Source organism: Turicibacter sp. H121 (assembly GCF_001543345.1).
In the GTDB taxonomy this organism is placed as follows: Bacteria; Bacillota_I; Bacilli_A; order MOL361; family Turicibacteraceae; genus Turicibacter; species Turicibacter bilis.
This window is the reverse complement of record NZ_CP013476.1, coordinates 2,208,560-2,224,585: the sequence shown is the minus strand read 5'-3', so window position 1 is coordinate 2,224,585 and position 16,026 is coordinate 2,208,560. Positions and strand designations below refer to the sequence as shown.

Annotated in this window: 17 protein-coding genes; 10 read left to right on the top strand and 7 right to left on the bottom strand. The window is 35.7% G+C overall.

What is annotated here, in order from left to right:
* Positions 1–66: 66 nt before the first annotated feature.
* The gene (locus AT726_RS10670) at positions 67–2,763 is read right to left on the bottom strand and encodes a cation-translocating P-type ATPase (RefSeq protein WP_082704900.1); all 2,697 of its coding nucleotides are present in this window, start codon (positions 2,761–2,763) and stop codon (positions 67–69) included.
* A gap of 841 nt (positions 2,764–3,604) precedes the next feature.
* Between AT726_RS10670 and comGA the strand changes: the two genes are divergently transcribed.
* From comGA to AT726_RS10630, 9 genes are all read left to right on the top strand, one after another.
* Positions 3,605–4,576: a competence type IV pilus ATPase ComGA gene (gene comGA, locus AT726_RS10665; protein ID WP_055276261.1), complete on the top strand. Its 972-nt coding sequence runs from the start codon at positions 3,605–3,607 to the stop codon at positions 4,574–4,576.
* Complete coding sequence (locus tag AT726_RS13295) at positions 4,555–4,971, top strand: type II secretion system F family protein (protein WP_237297093.1); 417 nt, start codon at positions 4,555–4,557, stop codon at positions 4,969–4,971. Before comGA ends, AT726_RS13295 begins: the two co-directional genes overlap by 22 nt.
* Before the next feature lie 151 nt (positions 4,972–5,122).
* Entirely contained in the window at positions 5,123–5,584 is a 462-nt protein-coding gene (locus tag AT726_RS13290) for a type II secretion system F family protein (RefSeq protein ID WP_335338301.1), read from the top strand.
* Positions 5,585–5,607: 23 nt separating this feature from the next.
* Positions 5,608–5,883 carry a competence type IV pilus major pilin ComGC gene (locus AT726_RS10655; RefSeq protein WP_055276257.1) on the top strand — a complete coding sequence of 92 codons (276 nt, stop codon included), beginning with the start codon at positions 5,608–5,610 and terminating at the stop codon, positions 5,881–5,883.
* On the top strand, positions 5,883–6,332 hold the full coding sequence (locus AT726_RS10650) for a prepilin-type N-terminal cleavage/methylation domain-containing protein (RefSeq protein WP_055276255.1): 450 nt from the start codon (positions 5,883–5,885) through the stop codon (positions 6,330–6,332). The genes AT726_RS10655 and AT726_RS10650 overlap by 1 nt, the downstream gene beginning before the upstream one ends.
* On the top strand, positions 6,319–6,630 hold the full coding sequence (locus AT726_RS10645; RefSeq protein ID WP_055242575.1) for a hypothetical protein: 312 nt from the start codon (positions 6,319–6,321) through the stop codon (positions 6,628–6,630). The genes AT726_RS10650 and AT726_RS10645 overlap by 14 nt, the downstream gene beginning before the upstream one ends.
* Positions 6,599–7,186, top strand: a complete 588-nt coding sequence (locus AT726_RS10640; protein ID WP_068759548.1) for a competence type IV pilus minor pilin ComGF — start codon at positions 6,599–6,601, stop codon at positions 7,184–7,186. The genes AT726_RS10645 and AT726_RS10640 overlap by 32 nt, the downstream gene beginning before the upstream one ends.
* Positions 7,176–7,553 carry a hypothetical protein gene (locus AT726_RS10635; protein WP_055305694.1) on the top strand — a complete coding sequence of 126 codons (378 nt, stop codon included), beginning with the start codon at positions 7,176–7,178 and terminating at the stop codon, positions 7,551–7,553. Before AT726_RS10640 ends, AT726_RS10635 begins: the two co-directional genes overlap by 11 nt.
* 11 nt (positions 7,554–7,564) lie before the next feature.
* Positions 7,565–8,065, top strand: coding sequence for a shikimate kinase (locus AT726_RS10630; RefSeq protein WP_055305695.1), 501 nt, complete (start codon positions 7,565–7,567; stop codon positions 8,063–8,065).
* A 76-nt stretch (positions 8,066–8,141) separates the two neighbouring features.
* Here the strand turns inward: AT726_RS10630 and AT726_RS10625 are convergent, their stop codons facing one another.
* The 6 genes from AT726_RS10625 to AT726_RS10600 form a co-directional block, all read right to left on the bottom strand.
* Positions 8,142–8,774 carry an MBL fold metallo-hydrolase gene (locus AT726_RS10625; RefSeq protein WP_237297090.1) on the bottom strand — a complete coding sequence of 211 codons (633 nt, stop codon included), beginning with the start codon at positions 8,772–8,774 and terminating at the stop codon, positions 8,142–8,144.
* Positions 8,775–8,825: 51 nt separating this feature from the next.
* Positions 8,826–9,767 (bottom strand): ROK family glucokinase, encoded by a 942-nt coding sequence (locus AT726_RS10620; protein WP_055276242.1) that lies wholly within the window; start codon positions 9,765–9,767, stop codon positions 8,826–8,828.
* A gap of 227 nt (positions 9,768–9,994) precedes the next feature.
* On the bottom strand, positions 9,995–10,939 hold the full coding sequence (locus tag AT726_RS10615) for an L-lactate dehydrogenase (RefSeq protein WP_055276240.1): 945 nt from the start codon (positions 10,937–10,939) through the stop codon (positions 9,995–9,997).
* Positions 10,940–11,235: 296 nt separating this feature from the next.
* Positions 11,236–11,385, bottom strand: coding sequence for a 50S ribosomal protein L33 (rpmG, locus tag AT726_RS10610; protein ID WP_055242559.1), 150 nt, complete (start codon positions 11,383–11,385; stop codon positions 11,236–11,238).
* Between the two features lie 273 nt (positions 11,386–11,658).
* Positions 11,659–13,803 carry a peptidoglycan D,D-transpeptidase FtsI family protein gene (locus tag AT726_RS10605; protein WP_068759546.1) on the bottom strand — a complete coding sequence of 715 codons (2,145 nt, stop codon included), beginning with the start codon at positions 13,801–13,803 and terminating at the stop codon, positions 11,659–11,661.
* Between the two features lie 224 nt (positions 13,804–14,027).
* A complete protein-coding gene (locus AT726_RS10600; RefSeq protein WP_068759545.1) occupies positions 14,028–14,651 on the bottom strand; it encodes a superoxide dismutase in 624 nt (207 codons plus the stop codon).
* A 130-nt stretch (positions 14,652–14,781) separates the two neighbouring features.
* Here AT726_RS10600 and ispG point away from each other — a divergent pair, with 130 nt between their 5' ends.
* Positions 14,782–15,870, top strand: coding sequence for a flavodoxin-dependent (E)-4-hydroxy-3-methylbut-2-enyl-diphosphate synthase (ispG, locus tag AT726_RS10595; RefSeq protein ID WP_068759544.1), 1,089 nt, complete (start codon positions 14,782–14,784; stop codon positions 15,868–15,870).
* Positions 15,871–16,026: the final 156 nt, after the last annotated feature.

Below are 16,026 nucleotides of genomic sequence, written 5' to 3'. Positions count from 1 at the left end.
AAACCTAGTCAAAGTCATCCTTTAACTAGGTTTTCATCAATCAATTATCACCCTAATAAGTCATCATTAAAATTCCAATGCTTTTTGATCGGCTTCGCTTGCTGTTGAAACAGGAGACTCTTCCACAACAATGGAAACTTGTGTTTTAGGATGTAAAACACGAACAATGGTTTTTCGAATTAAATCCACTGGAATAATCGAAACAGCTAAAAGCAAGATTAACCCCCAATGAGTTAATCCCATCGGCGTACAGCTAAACATTTTGCCACCAACGAATGTTAAAACAATTTGCACGATAACAATCATACCCATCACTTTAATGAATCCTGGATTTTGACTCATATGTACAAACAGATTCACGCCTTCACTACGGATATTGAACGCATTAAATACAGCTAATAAAACGAATAATGAGAAATAAGCCGTTGAATGAATATCTTCACTACCAAAAAACTGTTTAAAGAATGGTAATGTTAAGAAAATTAAACTTAAAATAGTAACATAAGTTCCCGCGACCAAGATTTGTCCCATCATTTTTCGTGACACAATGCTTTCTGTACGAGATTTAGGTTTTTCATTCATATACGCTTTTAAGGCTGGTTCTGATCCTAAAGCTAACGCTCCTAACCCATCCATAATTAAGTTAATCCATAAAATATGAGTGACACCTAACGGTTGTTCCATTCCTAAGAATGGCGCAATCGCACAAATTGCGACAGCTGCCACATTAATCGTTAATTGGAACTTAATAAATTTTTGAATATTATTATAAATCGTACGTCCATATAAAATCGCACTTTCAATTGATTTAAAATTATCATCTAAAATAACAATATCCCCGACTTCTTTTGCTACATCTGTTCCTGATCCCATCGCAAAGCCAACATCGGCACGTTTTAAAGCTGGTGCATCATTCACACCATCCCCCGTCATTCCACAAACTAAATTTAATTCTTGGGCTAAACGGACCATGCGTGATTTATCCGTTGGTAAGGCGCGCGCAATAACACGAATATTCGGTAACATCTCTTTCACTGTTTCATCTGATAATTGATTTAATTCATCTGATGTTAAAGCAACATCACTCGCTTTTTTTATTAACCCACAATCTTTTGCAATCGCAACCGCTGTTTCTTTACGGTCACCTGTAATCATCACGACTTGAACACCCGCTTGCTGAACTTCACCAATGGCATGACGAGCTTCTGGTCGAACATCATCACGAATGCCAACAAAACCAATGATCACTAAGTCAGTAGGTAAAGTATCTTCAACTAATGGTGAATTACTATAAGCAAAGGATAAAACACGCATTGATTTTTCAGCTAATTGGTCAATTTTTTGATTGATCGCTGCTAGATCTAATGGCACGACATTTCCTTCATAATCTAAGTAATATTTGGCACGTGACAATAAACGCTCAGGGGCTCCTTTATAATAAGTTGTTCCATCTAACTCTGCTGCTGAGTATTTATTAGCTGAGTTAAATTGTTGTGATTTAAATACTTTAATCCCTTGAACTGCGTCATAATTTTCTTTAGTTAAAAACGATAGTAACGCTTTGTCGGTTGCATTTCCACCAATAATCTCTCCAGCCTCATCAAACATGGCTCCTGTATTTTTTCCAATACAAAGTAACATTTGTTCTTGGATCATGATTGATGCTTCATAGCTATCTTCTAAAGTGCCATCGAAAAATTCAACAACCTCTAGCTTTCCTTTTGTAATCGTTCCCGTTTTATCACTAAATAAAATATTTAATGACCCAGCTGTTTCAATCCCAATCGGCTTACGAACTAAGACTTGGCTATCTAATAGTTTTTTCGTATTTTGCATTAACACAATAGCAATCATTAATGGTAATCCCTCAGGAACAGCCATTACAATAATCACAACGGCTAACATCACCACTTCTAAGATTTGTTTGAAAATTAAAATAAGCTCTTGTGAAAAGTAAGCACCAAATCCACCCATAGCCATTACTTTAGAGAATAACAATGCCACCATGATGAGAACAGCTCCAATGTAACCAAAGGTTGAAATTTTATGGGCTAAATCTGATAACTTCACTTTTAATGGACTATCGACTTCATCATCAGCCATCTCTTTCGCCATTTCACCCATGACTGTTGCCATTCCAACGCGAACGACTTTCATCACAGCACTTCCATCGACCGTCACTGCCCCACGGAACACAGAGGTTTCATCGACGAATGTATCCCCTGTAATCGATGTATTCCACGTCGACAATTCAACGCTATTTGGATCTTCATGTGCAAATTTCTTACATTCTTCCGACTCACCATTCAAACTCGAATTATCCACTTTAATGAAGCCATCGACTAAAAATCCATCAGCCGGAATTTTATCTCCAGATTGTAAAATAATACAATCTCCTACCACGATATCATCAATCTCGAGTTCAACGACTTTTCCTTGACGATACACTTTACATGTCTCTTTTTTAACACCACTTTTTAATTTACGATATTCACTATCTGAAGCTAGTTCAGTTCGAGCAGAAATAACCGTAACTAAAGCCACTGAGAAAACAATTCCCGCTACCTCTAACCAATCTCCATGACCAATCACAGCAAGCATTCCCATAATAACGGCAATCGCGATTAATAATTTAATCATCGGATCCCCTAGCTGTCCTTTCACTTTATCTAAAAATGTTTCTGGCTCAGCCTCTTCAATCACATTACTTCCATACTTTAAGCGGCTCTCTTGAACCTGCTCATCTGTTAACCCCTTTAACATACACTCTTTCTATTACGAACCCTTCTTTTGGCAAGATGAACCTTCATCATTTCAAGCATCCAACTTACATGATTAATCACTTACCACTCTCGCAATAGTCCTCCTTTCTTTTTTATAATGATGCTATCCTTCTAAATACAAATGAATTTAGGTTCTATAGCTTCAAATATTTTTTATCTGACGAATGGTCAATACAAATGCGACAGTTTGTTATGAAATAGCCCCAATGAAGATTTCTTCTTTGGACAACCTAATCGACGTTGTTCAGCTAATTAGTCTGCTAACTCACCCTGATACGTGTCTTAAGTATTTCGTTTCACCTTTATATCTGTTTGGAAATATTTTATTAAATCCATGGCCATTCCACCACTCTAACTAAAAATGACCTCTTTATTGTAACTTATTCCCCTAACGTTGTGCAAATATTTCCTTTATATTCACCAAAACTCACAATTAAGATAAAAGAGACTGTAGAATTTCCTCCATTGTAATTCTATTACTAGTGACTTGAGCCTGTTTAATACAAGTATGTGCACCTCTATTGCTCATCCTCTTCCCTATCTACACCTACTAGAATGTATTACTAACAAAAATGATTAATTAAATAGCACCATTCGTTAATCCAGAATAAGCATGTAGTGTCTAACAGTTGTCATTTTATTTGAAGTCTCAAATTCCCCTTTTAAAAAATAAAATTATTTTATCGATTAGTCATTCATAACTTAATAAAATTTATGATAAAGACCATTAAACTAAAAATAGAAAAAAATGTATAACAATTCTGAATTTTTAAAAGGAATCTTCACTTTCTTGACGTATAGCATGTCAGGAGGTGATCATTATGCCAGTCAAAACGAAGCTCGTCTCTATCATCCAACGAGCTGAAACCTTAAAGGCAAGTGATATTCATTTCATCTTAAAAGAGAATAAAATACTCGTTCAATTCCGTGTTGGAGCTTTTATGATTCCTCATGAAGCCATTCCCATTTCTTTATATGAGCAGTTGCTCGCCTATATTAAATTTCAAGCCTCACTCACTCTCACGCATCCCCGTCAACCCCAATCGGGATTATTACAGCTTCAGACTGACTCGACCATCTATTATACACGAGTCTCCATTCTCCCCACCTCACACTATCAAAGTCTTGTCCTACGCCTCATTAATCATCAACAACAAAAAACACTCGATGACATCCCTTACTTTATTCAAAATGTCGATATTTTAAAAGATATGGCGAAGATGCAGGCTGGACTGATTTTAATTAGCGGCCCAACGGGATGCGGGAAAACGACCACAACCTATGCTTTCATTGATTACCTTAAACATCACTTAGGAAAAAGCATCGTCACCATTGAAGATCCGGTTGAATATCAACAACCTGATATCGTCCAAATGCAAGTGAATGAAAGCCTGGGAATGACTTATGACGTTGGAATTAAAGAAATTTTACGCCATGATCCAGATGTTATTATTATCGGTGAAATCCGTGATACTCAAACAGCCCATCAAGCACTACGAGCTGCTTTTACAGGTCATCTAGTCATCTCAACGGTACATGCCAAAAATGTCATGGGAACGATAACTCGCTTACTCGATTTAGGTATTTCTTTGCAAGAACTCGAACAGGCACTTGTAGGCGTTGTTAATCAACGACTGATACAAAAGGAGGATGAACGAAAAGCCATCTTTGAACTTTGCTTCGGTGAGCAACTCGACCACTTATTCTCACAAATCCAACAAGGAAATCTTTGCTCACTCCCGTATAAAACACTAGATGAGGAGTTATTTGAATGTCAACATCACGTCAGCTAAATCACTATTGGACACTCCCTACTCAACAAAAGTTTCTTTCCCGCTTCAGCCAATTACTTGAACAGGGATTTTCTATTGCGCAGGCACTTGATGTCATGACCTCACTCTTTAAAAAAGAAGCCATTGATTTTATGTTAAACTGCTGTGCCAGTGGTCAATCTTTTGCCACTACCTTAGAAGCTTGTCATTTTGAAAAAAGAATCGTCTATATCGTCAGGTGTAGTGAAGAAGCAGGCTCATTATTACAAGGATTACAAAAATCTGCCCAATATAGTGACTATCATCTTCAAAGCAAAACTGAGCTGAATAAGAAGCTTCGTTATCCTGTCTCTTTATTTGCTTTAATAATTGTCATTTTGGCTAGTGTTTATTTCTTTTTTCTTTCCTCAACTTGATAGCTTTTACAATAGTTTTAATATCGAAGGTGATCAAAGCCTATTAAACTCCATTCTTCTCATTTTAGGGATCGTACTCGCTCTCTTTGTTCTCATCGGATGCTTTGCATTCCTTACCTTAAAGTGGCATGGTAAAAGATTTCAACTCAAGATGAAATACATCTTATTTCACTGGCCGCTACTCAGTCAACTATTTCAAAAAGTATTTTCTTATTATTTTAGCAGTCAATGGCTCGTCTTCTTAAACTGTGGCCTTCCCCTAAAAGAAAGTCTCTTGATGATGAGAAACTTCGAAACCATCCCCATGATTCAACTGATTATTTATGAATTTCAGACTCAGCTAGAAGCAGGTGTTTCACTTGAAGACGTCTTTCATCAAAGTCCTTACTTTACGCCTTACTTCAAACTCATCATGAAACATGCCTTACAAATCGGACAAGTTCATACTGAACTTGGTTACTATACAAAATCTGAGCTCGAAATGCTGACCAATATGCTAAATAACACCTTTAAAATCATTCAATTTACTTTCTTGATGCTTATCGGTGTCATCATCATTCTTATCTATCTGAGCCTGCTACAACCCGTCTTTCAAATGGCTCAACTCATCTAATAAAATCTAGGAGGAATAAAGTTATGAAAAAATTAATCAACAAAAATCAAAAAGGATTTACATTAATTGAAATGCTTATTGTCATGATTATCGTTGGAATATTAGTGGTACTAGCATTCCCACAGGCAAGTGCTGCCCTTACAAAAGCTAATGAAACAGGATGCGAAGCTTTCCAATCATCAGTGAGGGCTAAACAAACCTCAAATAAACTTTTAGGACTTAGTACTAATGAGGGGATTAATGAAGCTGATGGAAAAAAAGTCTGTGGTAATGATTATACTATTCCCGATTTTGAATAATGTTTAACAATCAAAAAGCATTTACTCTCATTGAAGCCCTTCTGGCTCTAACTATCACAGGAATAATTTATCTTTTGAGTGCCCCAACTTTCATCAAGCTTTATGATCATATGAAGCTCAATCAAGCCACTTCAGTCCTTCAATCAGATTTGCATTATGTCAGAGAGTATAATATGATGCCCATTCAAGGCAGCACTTTATCCATTCGAATCTTTCATAAACAAAACTATTATGTCATCATTCAAAATAACTCCAAAATAAAAATAAAGCGTCAATTTCCACCAGGCATTAGTATTCCATCTGTGAGTGCTAATACGACGGACCTCACCTTTAATAACCTCGGTCATGTCTCGAATGGGAAGACAATAACCATTCAAAGTGAACATTTCAAAAAAAATATTGTTTTTTCGATTGGAACAGGAGGAATCGATATTCGTGAAGCCAATTAATCAGCAGGGATATATCCTCACAGAATGTCTCGTTGGACTTATTATCTTAACCACAATCGGAATCACGCTAGTCAAAACCCTCCCCACTTTGCTTCAAATCCAACAACAACTTGAAATAGAACAAGCCATCTACTATAAACTTTACGAACTTAAAGATCAATCATTCTTTTATCAAACTGCCTATGACTTTCCTCTAGAGTTTGTTAACCCTATTTCATATACCGTCACCCAAAAAGATGCTAAACTTTGCGCAACGTATAAACGAGGTGATTTTACTGATAAAACGATCTGTTTTTAAACTTTCTAATCACGGCTTTCTACTCGTTGAACATCTAATCGCATTGTCCATCACCGCCTTACTCGTTCTCTTAATAACCCAGCTCCTTCCACTCATTAACTTCTATCAAGTCGATCTAAATCAAGTCACGCAACAAGAAATTAGTGTACTTCGCACTCAACTTCAAAAGGAAGCCAAACGTGCGAATCATTTTTCCAATACGTCCTCTCAATTTCAAATTCACTTAGCCAACGGAACCGTCCCAACCTATTACATCTCCAATCATCGTCTCATGCGTCAAGTAGGGGGAAAAGGAGGGGAAGTCGCTCTCTATCACTGTGACAAACTTACCACTACCCTTCATCATAACCAATCGGTTACCCTCACTTTACACACCTCAAATGGTAATCAATATACCATTTACCTCTCCTCGTCTTTATTCCCGTTACAATTGATACAATCATATGAAACAACCTCTGAGGAGTTAAATGAAGAAAACTTAAATGATACCATACAGGATGAGTTAGATGAAGCACAATTAATTGAAATTTTCCAGGAGGGGTTAGATGAAGAATGAACAAGGGATGATTCTTCCATTGACATTGGCTATCAGTTTTATTATCGCCCTTCTCCTACTCCATTTCGCTTATCGAATCGAAAACCAGGTTCGGACTTATGAACTCGAGCAACAGCATTTCATACTATCCATCCTTGAAAAAGAATGTCTAGCGACTATCATAGATGAATTATCTGATGCTAATTTTACCCCAAGCAATAACATGCCATCAAAAAAAATTACCTTACACAACGGAACCACAGCTATTTTTACGTATTCAAATGGATATGAAAAACTTGATGTGACCTATAAATTTCTTTATAATGAATATTTAGGACAAGGAACTGTTGAATACAATAAAAAGCAACAAACATATCTTTTAAAATAGAGGTGAGATGCATGAGGCCAATCGTCTTAATTGGGATGATGGGAAGTGGAAAAACAACTATTGGGAAAAAATTAGCAATGGACTTAAATTTATCGTGGGTTGATACCGATTTGTATATTGAAAACACAAAACACCAAAGCATTTCTTCCATTTTCGAAACACAAGGTGAATCTTATTTTCGTGATTGTGAAACAAATGCCCTACAACAACTAATCAATCATCCAGGCGTAATCTCTACCGGAGGTGGTATCATCGTTCGTCAAGAAAATCGCCAACTATTAACTGAACACACACTAGTTATTTTTTTAGAAACTGAGATTACCACACTAATAAAACGACTTGATATTAATAATCGTCCTTTGTTACAAAATGAGATGATCGAAACCAAACTAACTTCTTTATATAAAGCGCGTGAAAACTTTTATCGTGACTGCGCCCATATAACGGTTAAGACGGATCACTTAACTGTAGCAGAGGTGGTTGAACAAATTAAAAATCAAATGAATCAATAAAAGAAGGAGATTAATCCTTCTTTTATTATGTTCTGAGTATAAAAAAAGTCATGTAATCAAACGATTACATGACGTTCTAAGCTAAAAATGGATTATGTTTTGATTCTTCCTCAATTGTTGTACATTCTCCGTGCCCTGGATAAACAAGTGTCTGTCCTGGCAACGTTAATAATTTACGTCTAATCCCTGTCACTAATTGCTCATGATTTCCGTAAATAAAGTCAGTACGTCCGATTGACTGCTTAAATAATGTATCTCCTGTAAAGACCATCTCATCTTCTTCAAAATAATAGCATAAGCTTCCTGTTGTATGACCTGGAACATGAAAAACTTTTATTTTTGTTCCTAAACACTCAATGCTCTCTTCATCACTTACAAAACGATACTCAAAATCAGGATTTAAAATGAGACGCTCATAAATCATCGGCGATAAATTCACTTCAGGTTTCTCAAAATATTCTTTTTCCTTTTTATGCGCGTAAATTGGCACTTGATATTTTTCTACTAACTCATTGACTGCACCAATATGATCAAAATGTCCATGTGTTAAAAAAATCGCCTCTAATTTTAATTTTTTCATTCCTAAATATTGAATAATTTGATTAGCATTAGCCGCTGGATCAACAACAACTGCTCTTTCATGATTTGAAATGATATAACAAGACGTTTGTACAGGTCCTAAAACTAATGGATAGACTTTCACACTCATCACCTCTAATACGGCTTAAAGCACCCTCAAAAAGGGTGCTTTTTTATTTCATTAAACTGTTTTTGCTAAATAAGCTGAACCAACGATTCCAGCGTCGTTTCCTAACTCGGCTAAAACGAACTCTGTTTGGCGAACTGCACTAAATGCATAGTTTTGATAATGTTTCACGATTGTATCAATTAAGATATCTCCTGCTTTAGAGACTCCACCACCGATGATAATTTTTTGTGGATCTGTCGTTGCAGCTAAGTTAGCAGCTGCTAAACCGATATAACGCCCTAATTGATCAACCATTTTTAATCCAACTGCATCTCCTGCTTTAGCTGCATCAAAAACATCTTTTGCTTCGATTGTTTCTAAGCTACGTAATGAAGAAGCTTCATCACATGCTGCTAAGTACTTTTCAGTTTCACGAACAATTCCTGTCGCTGATGCTACTGTTTCTAAGCATCCTTTTTTACCACAGTTACATTGATTTCCATCCTCTAATACAACAGCTAAATGTCCGATTTCTCCACCAGCACCATGAACACCGGCAACGACTTTACCATCTACGATAACTCCGCCACCAACACCAGTTCCTAAAGTGAACATAATGGCATCATGTGAACCTGCTGCAGCTCCTAACCATAACTCACCTAATGCCGCAACATTCGCGTCATTTCCGACTGCTACTGGAACTTTAACTAATGATTCTAACTCAGATTTAACATCACGCTCTGACCATCCTAAGTTAACAGCAACTTTAACAACTCCATTGTTATCAACTGGACCTGGAACACCTACTCCAACTCCTTCAACTTCTTCAATTTGAATTCCTTTTTCTTCACATTTTGCTTGGATTGTTTCTGCAATATTAGCAATAATATGATCCCCATTATCCGCTTTATTTGTAACAATTTCCCACGACTCTAGCACTTCACCTTTTGATGAGAATAAACCACATTTAATTGTCGTCCCACCAACATCAATTCCAAATACATACTTGTTCATTTTCAAAATTCCTCCTTATATTTCCTATCTAATCGGTCAAGTGAAATCAAACGCTTTCTTGTACCGTCTTTTTAATCTTATCAAAATCTTTTCTCATACATTTTATCATAATCTCATTATAATAAAAAGCTGTAAACCCTTTAATTTTATAATATTAACCGGTTACATATTAATTAAAATATATGAAAAAGCACTGTGCTTTGCACAGTGCTTACAGAAAAAAGAAATTATTTAACAGTTGCTAAAGTTTCTTTTAATACATTAACTGATTTAGTTAATTTTTCTTGTTCTTCTTCAGTGATGTTTAATTCAAATACTTCACGAACTCCGTTACGGTTGATGATTGCAGGAACTCCTACGAATACATCATTTTGTCCGTATTGTCCGTTTAAGTAAGCTGAAACTGATAAACAGCTGTTTTCGTCACTTAAGATAGCTTTAACGATACGAGTTAATGCCATACCGATTCCGTAATAAGTTGCACGTTTACGGTCGATGATGTGATATGCAGCATCACGTACATTTACGTAAATTTGCTCTAAATCTTCTTTGTTGAATTTTGGATTTTTCGCAACAACGTCTAAGATTGGTTGAACACCAACTGTTGTATGAGACCATAATGGGAACTCAGTATCTCCGTGCTCACCAACGATGTATCCGTGAACGTTACGTGGGTCAACATTTAAGTATTTTCCGATTTCATAACGTAAACGAGCAGTATCTAAAGTTGTTCCTGATCCGATTACACGATGACGTGGTAATCCTGATTCTTGCCATGCAACGTAAGTTAATACATCTACTGGGTTACTTGCAATAACGAAGATTCCGTTGAATCCTGATTTCATAACTTCGCGAACGATTCCACGCATGATTTTTGCATTTTTCTCAACTAAGTCTAAACGAGTTTCTCCTGGAGCTTGAGCAGCACCTGCAGTGATAACTACAACATCTGCAGTTTTGCAGTCTTCATATGTTCCAGCCCAGATATCCATTTTATTTGGGGCGAATGCTAAACCATGAGATAAATCCATTGCTTCCCCTTCAGCTTTATCTTTGTTTACGTCGACTAAAACGAACTCTTCTAATCCACCTTGATTTAACATTGAGTAAGCGAAACTCATTCCTACGAATCCAGTTCCAACTAAAACAACACGTCTTACACCTGTTTGCATTACTGTCACCTCTAATATATGTTTTTTTGACACACTAATTTGCATACAACTTCCACTAACTCCAACAGCTTCCATATTTGTGCTAATAACAAATGTGTCCTTAATTCATTTTTATTATATACCATAATACATTTTTTCACAAACAATATTAATCGAAAATTATAAAAAAGCGCTTTTTTAATAAAACAAAAACATTATTAACGTTTTCACAAACTTCTTTAATCTAAGATTTCCATTACTCCTCTACATAAAAAAAATCCTGTTGAATAACAGGATTTATAAAAAGGAAGTATTCCTTATTTTTTCTCGCGATGAGCAGTTGATTTACGGCAACGTGGGCAGTATTTATTCATCTCAAGACGTTCTGGGTTATTACGTTTATTTTTCTTAGAAATGTAGTTTTCTTCACCGCAAACTGTACATTTTAATGTAAGATTTACTCGCACTAAAATCCCTCCAATCTAATAACAACTTCTACATTATAGCATGAGAGACTACAAAAAACAAAGTTTTTTTTATCATTTTTGTACTATAAAGTGATTCTTTGTTGTTTAATATTGTGTGTAAAAATTATAACAAATGCTTGAACATGGCTCAAGTCCTATTTTTAACTAATTTATACCTAATTTAAAAATAGTTGTCATATTAGTATAACTCTTCTATATAATAGGATATTTTTCCCTATCTCATACATACTGAGTGAATATTTTTATTGAATCTTAGTTCGAATCATCAGCAGAAACTTGTTCATCTGCCGGAACTGTTAACTCGTCCGTTTCTACAGTATTGTTTTGAATATTCGCTCGTTCCTTTTTCAAATCAAAATACGCTTGCATCGCTCGCTCTCCAATTTGTAACGAAATAGGATGTGATTGGCTTGGGAGTTCACATTGCGGAACAACAACTGAAATTGCAACTTCTGGATTATCTGCTGGAGCATAAGCGATTAACGTACGGTTATTGACATCAATCAATTCTCCATTTGCATCTTTGATATACTTTCCTTCCTCATCACGTGCATACTCCTCGGCTGTCCCTGTTTTTCCCGCGGGATTATATTTTGCTTTTGCAAATACTGAATATCCTGTCCCACCTGATTGTTGCAATGCTGCAACAAACCCTTGATGAACACGATTGAAGTATGTTTGATCTAACTCAACAACATTTAATAAGTTAGGCGTAAATCCTTTAACCAGTTGTTTACCACTCACATCATCATTTGAGGGTAAATAGACTTCTTTAACAAGTGTTGGTGCAAATCGTTTCCCACTTGTCGCAATTGTTGACGCATATTGCACTAACTGCATTGGGGTATAAAGGTCAGCCTGTCCAATCGCAAAGTCAAGTAACTTCCCGGGTGTACGTTGAGACTCTATGAGCCCAGTTGATTCATTTGGTAAATCAATTCCAGTGTTCACACCTAAACCAAACTCATTAAACGTTGAACGATATTTCTCAAAAGCGTCTAAATCAAGGTTAAGGGTCATATATGGAGAATAAGAAGATCCGCCCATTGAAATTGTTTGTTGGAAGAAATAAACGTTACTTGAAAACTTTAAGGCAGCTATATCATCAACCCCTCCAAGATTTTTCCATGATCCTTTAATTAGACCACCTTTGAAATACATCTTAGTATCAGTGATTGTTTTTCCTGGCCATGAATCGCCATACTTAAATCCTGTTAATAAACTGGCACCTTTAACAACTGATCCCACCGTAAATGAGTTTTGGAAAGTTCCAAGGGAATTGTCGATAATTTTATAATCTTTAGCTTCTTCGTCCCACTCAATAATATTTCCCGTCATAGCTAAAATTTCACCCGTATTTGGATTGGTCATGACAATATAAGCTTCACGTAAATATTGCGTCGTTGACGAATTTTTTTTCGCATTTATTAACTCTTCTTTGACGATTTGATTGACAGCTGCCTGTAACTCGGCATCAATGGTTAATACTAATTCATAGCCACGTTGACCTTCATAAATCGCATCATAGTTTGACGTCTCATTTTCATTCGTTAAGACATACTGCGATTTATAACCTCGAAGAAGGGGCTCATAATAAAGTTCTAATTGTGATAATCCCACACGATCATTTGACTGATAATCATGGGCCTTGTAATAACTAGATAAAGTCGCTGGTAATCCTTGTTCATAGGTTGAAACACGTCCATAAATAGGATGCCACTCTGCCACGCTTGGATAAGTACGATCCCAATCCACCTCTGTATTAACGCCTGGCATTTCTTCTAAGTGCTCACTCACAATCGCAACTTCATCTTCTGTCGCCCCTTTTTTAATAATATTGGACGTTAAATTCGTTCCTTTTTTCATGTTAATATAAATCGCATGCGTCTCTTTATCATGATCGGTTAACTGTTCTAACATCTTATCCGTGATACGACTCAACTGCAATTGATAAAGCTCTTTATCCTCTAAAGTCTTTGCTTCTTCTTTGGTATATAACTCTTTCGCTTCATCCTCAAACTTTTCAAGATATAAGTCTTTCAAATCACGTGATGTTAACTTGGTGAAGTCAACATCAATTAAATCTGCTAATTGACTTGCAATTTCTTTCATTTCACTCTCACTAACGTCTGAATATCGTTGATACGTAATCGTACTCACCGCTTCATTATCAACGAGTACATCCATATTGCGATCATAAATGACCCCACGAGGTACATTTTTTTGTAATTCAATAGTGGATGTTCGATCAATATAGGCTTGATAATCAGCCGAATACGTCACCTGAATGGCATATAAACGAAAAACAACAACTAAAAATAAAATAAGGCAAACACCCTTTAGAACATGTATCCTAAAAACTAATGACTTAATTAGTTTTAAAAACTTATCTATCATGATCCTACACCTTTCCACTCTAACTTCTCACTTATTATATCATAATTGAAAAGAGGCCAATTGAATTTTTTGTGTAAAAACTATTCTTAGTATGATGAATTTTCAATTGATTGTTTCAATGAAAATCACTTTCTTTCTTTACTTTAACTCTCATGATTATCTAATAACTTTTTTATGATTAAACATCAAAAAAACTGGTCATTTTTCATACCAGTCTTTAGCCATTATTTATTCATTGCCTCTTCGTAACGTCGCTCGACTTCATCCCAATTAATAATCTCAAAAATAGCATCCACATAATCAGCACGACGATTTTGATATTTTAAATAGTAGGCATGTTCCCATACATCTATATTCAATAAAGGAGTATAGCCCGCACTTAATGGTGAATTTTGATTTAATGTTTTAGCAACTTGTAATTTCTTTTGATTATTTAAAACAAGCCACCCATATCCTGAACCAAATTGACTGATTGATGCTTGACTTAGCAGCTGCTTTAATTGATTGAAGCTACCAAAGGTTAGATTAATCTCTTTAGCTAACTTTCCATAAGGTTTTCCTCCCCCATTCGGAGATAAACTATAAAAGTATAAGTTATGGTTAGCATAACCGCCTCCTTGATTAATCACATCTTGTCGAATATCAGCTGGGATTTCTTCTGGTTGACTTAACACCTCTTCAATGCTTTTCCCTTCAAAAAATGAAGGGTAACGTTTAACTAACTCATTTAACTTATCTAAATAGGCTTTATGATGCTTCGTATAATGAATCTCTACCGTTTTTGCATCAATAATTGGTTCTAGTGCATTATAAGCATAGGGTAATGGTGGTAAAATATAACCTGCCATCCTAATCCCCCTCCTTTAATTTTAAGTATAATAGTTGAAACACTTTAGAATTATTATATAATTAATACAGATAAGATATGCCAATCTGGCACTTTATCTTAAAAGAAGCTAAATTGTGGGGTGAAATTCGATGTCAATAATCACACATCGTAACAATACAAAACGTGTTAAAGTTGGAGAATTATACATTGGTGGTGCTAATGAAGTTATTATTCAAAGTATGACAACGACAAAAACACACGATATTGAAGCAACGGTTGAGCAAATTAACCGCTTAGCTAAAGCTGGGTGTCAACTTGTTCGAGTGGCATGTTTAGATGAAACAGATGCCAAAGCTTTAAAAGAAATTAAAGAACGTATTACCATTCCATTAGTAGTAGATATTCATTTTGATTATCGTTTAGCGTTAATGGCCATTGAAGCAGGTGTTGATAAAATTCGCATTAATCCAGGTAATATTGGAAATGAGGAAAAAGTGCGTCAAGTTGTTGAAGCAGCTAAGGCTAAACAAGTTGCTATTCGAATTGGTGTTAATGCAGGTTCACTAGAGAAAAATATTTTACAAAAGTATGGGAAAGCGACACCTGAAGGAATGGTGGAAAGTGCTAAATTCCATGTTCAAATTTTAGAAGAACTTGGATTTGAAGATATTATTATCTCATTAAAAGCCTCAGATACTGATTTAGCGATTAAAGCTTATGAATTAGCAGCTCAAACCTTCTCTTATCCGCTACACTTAGGAATTACAGAAGCGGGAACAGTTTTCTCTGGGACGATTAAAAGTTCAATCGGTCTTGGTATCTTATTAAATCAAGGAATTGGAAATACGATGCGTGTCTCATTAAGTGCTGACCCAGTCGAAGAAATTAAAGTCGCACGTGAAATTTTAAAGAATTTCGGATTAATCAAAAATGCACCAACCCTCATTTCATGCCCAACGTGCGGACGTATCCAATATAACTTAATTCCACTCGCACAACGTGTAGAAGACTACCTAACAACGATTCCTCATGATATTCATGTGGCCGTTATGGGATGTGCGGTCAATGGTCCAGGTGAAGCTAAAAATGCTGATATCGGGATTGCTGGTGGACGTGGTGAAGGATTACTTATTAAAAATGGAGAAATCATTCGTAAAGTACCTGAAGATCAAATGTTTGACACATTAGTTGAAGAAATTCAATTACTTGTTAAAGAACGTGAACAACAACATAACTAACAAAAACGAGGAGATGAACTCCTCGTTTTTATAATTTAAAATAAGTCACAATTGTTGTACTTTGGTTTGTTTTTGTTTTAATGACTCTTTATTCTTCTCTTACATTTTCATGAATGGATTTAAAACTTTAAGATTTTATACTTATTATGATATTTT

Bases quoted from the DNA above. Each gene is read 5' to 3' on its own strand.
- AT726_RS10620 (WP_055276242.1), bottom strand. From the start codon at position 9,767: ATGAACAAGTATGTATTTGGAATTGATGTTGGTGGGACGACAATTAAA.
- AT726_RS10600 (WP_068759545.1), bottom strand. From the start codon at position 14,651: ATGGCAGGTTATATTTTACCACCATTACCCTATGCTTATAATGCACTA.
- AT726_RS10635 (WP_055305694.1), top strand. From the start codon at position 7,176: ATGAAGAATGAACAAGGGATGATTCTTCCATTGACATTGGCTATCAGT.
- AT726_RS10605 (WP_068759546.1), bottom strand. From the start codon at position 13,803: ATGATAGATAAGTTTTTAAAACTAATTAAGTCATTAGTTTTTAGGATA.
- AT726_RS13295 (WP_237297093.1), top strand. From the start codon at position 4,555: ATGTCAACATCACGTCAGCTAAATCACTATTGGACACTCCCTACTCAA.
- AT726_RS10625 (WP_237297090.1), bottom strand. From the start codon at position 8,774: ATGAGTGTGAAAGTCTATCCATTAGTTTTAGGACCTGTACAAACGTCT.
- AT726_RS13290 (WP_335338301.1), top strand. From the start codon at position 5,123: ATGAAATACATCTTATTTCACTGGCCGCTACTCAGTCAACTATTTCAA.
- AT726_RS10615 (WP_055276240.1), bottom strand. From the start codon at position 10,939: ATGCAAACAGGTGTAAGACGTGTTGTTTTAGTTGGAACTGGATTCGTA.
- AT726_RS10655 (WP_055276257.1), top strand. From the start codon at position 5,608: ATGAAAAAATTAATCAACAAAAATCAAAAAGGATTTACATTAATTGAA.
- ispG (WP_068759544.1), top strand. From the start codon at position 14,782: ATGTCAATAATCACACATCGTAACAATACAAAACGTGTTAAAGTTGGA.
- comGA (WP_055276261.1), top strand. From the start codon at position 3,605: ATGCCAGTCAAAACGAAGCTCGTCTCTATCATCCAACGAGCTGAAACC.
- AT726_RS10670 (WP_082704900.1), bottom strand. From the start codon at position 2,763: ATGTTAAAGGGGTTAACAGATGAGCAGGTTCAAGAGAGCCGCTTAAAG.
- AT726_RS10630 (WP_055305695.1), top strand. From the start codon at position 7,565: ATGAGGCCAATCGTCTTAATTGGGATGATGGGAAGTGGAAAAACAACT.
- AT726_RS10650 (WP_055276255.1), top strand. From the start codon at position 5,883: ATGTTTAACAATCAAAAAGCATTTACTCTCATTGAAGCCCTTCTGGCT.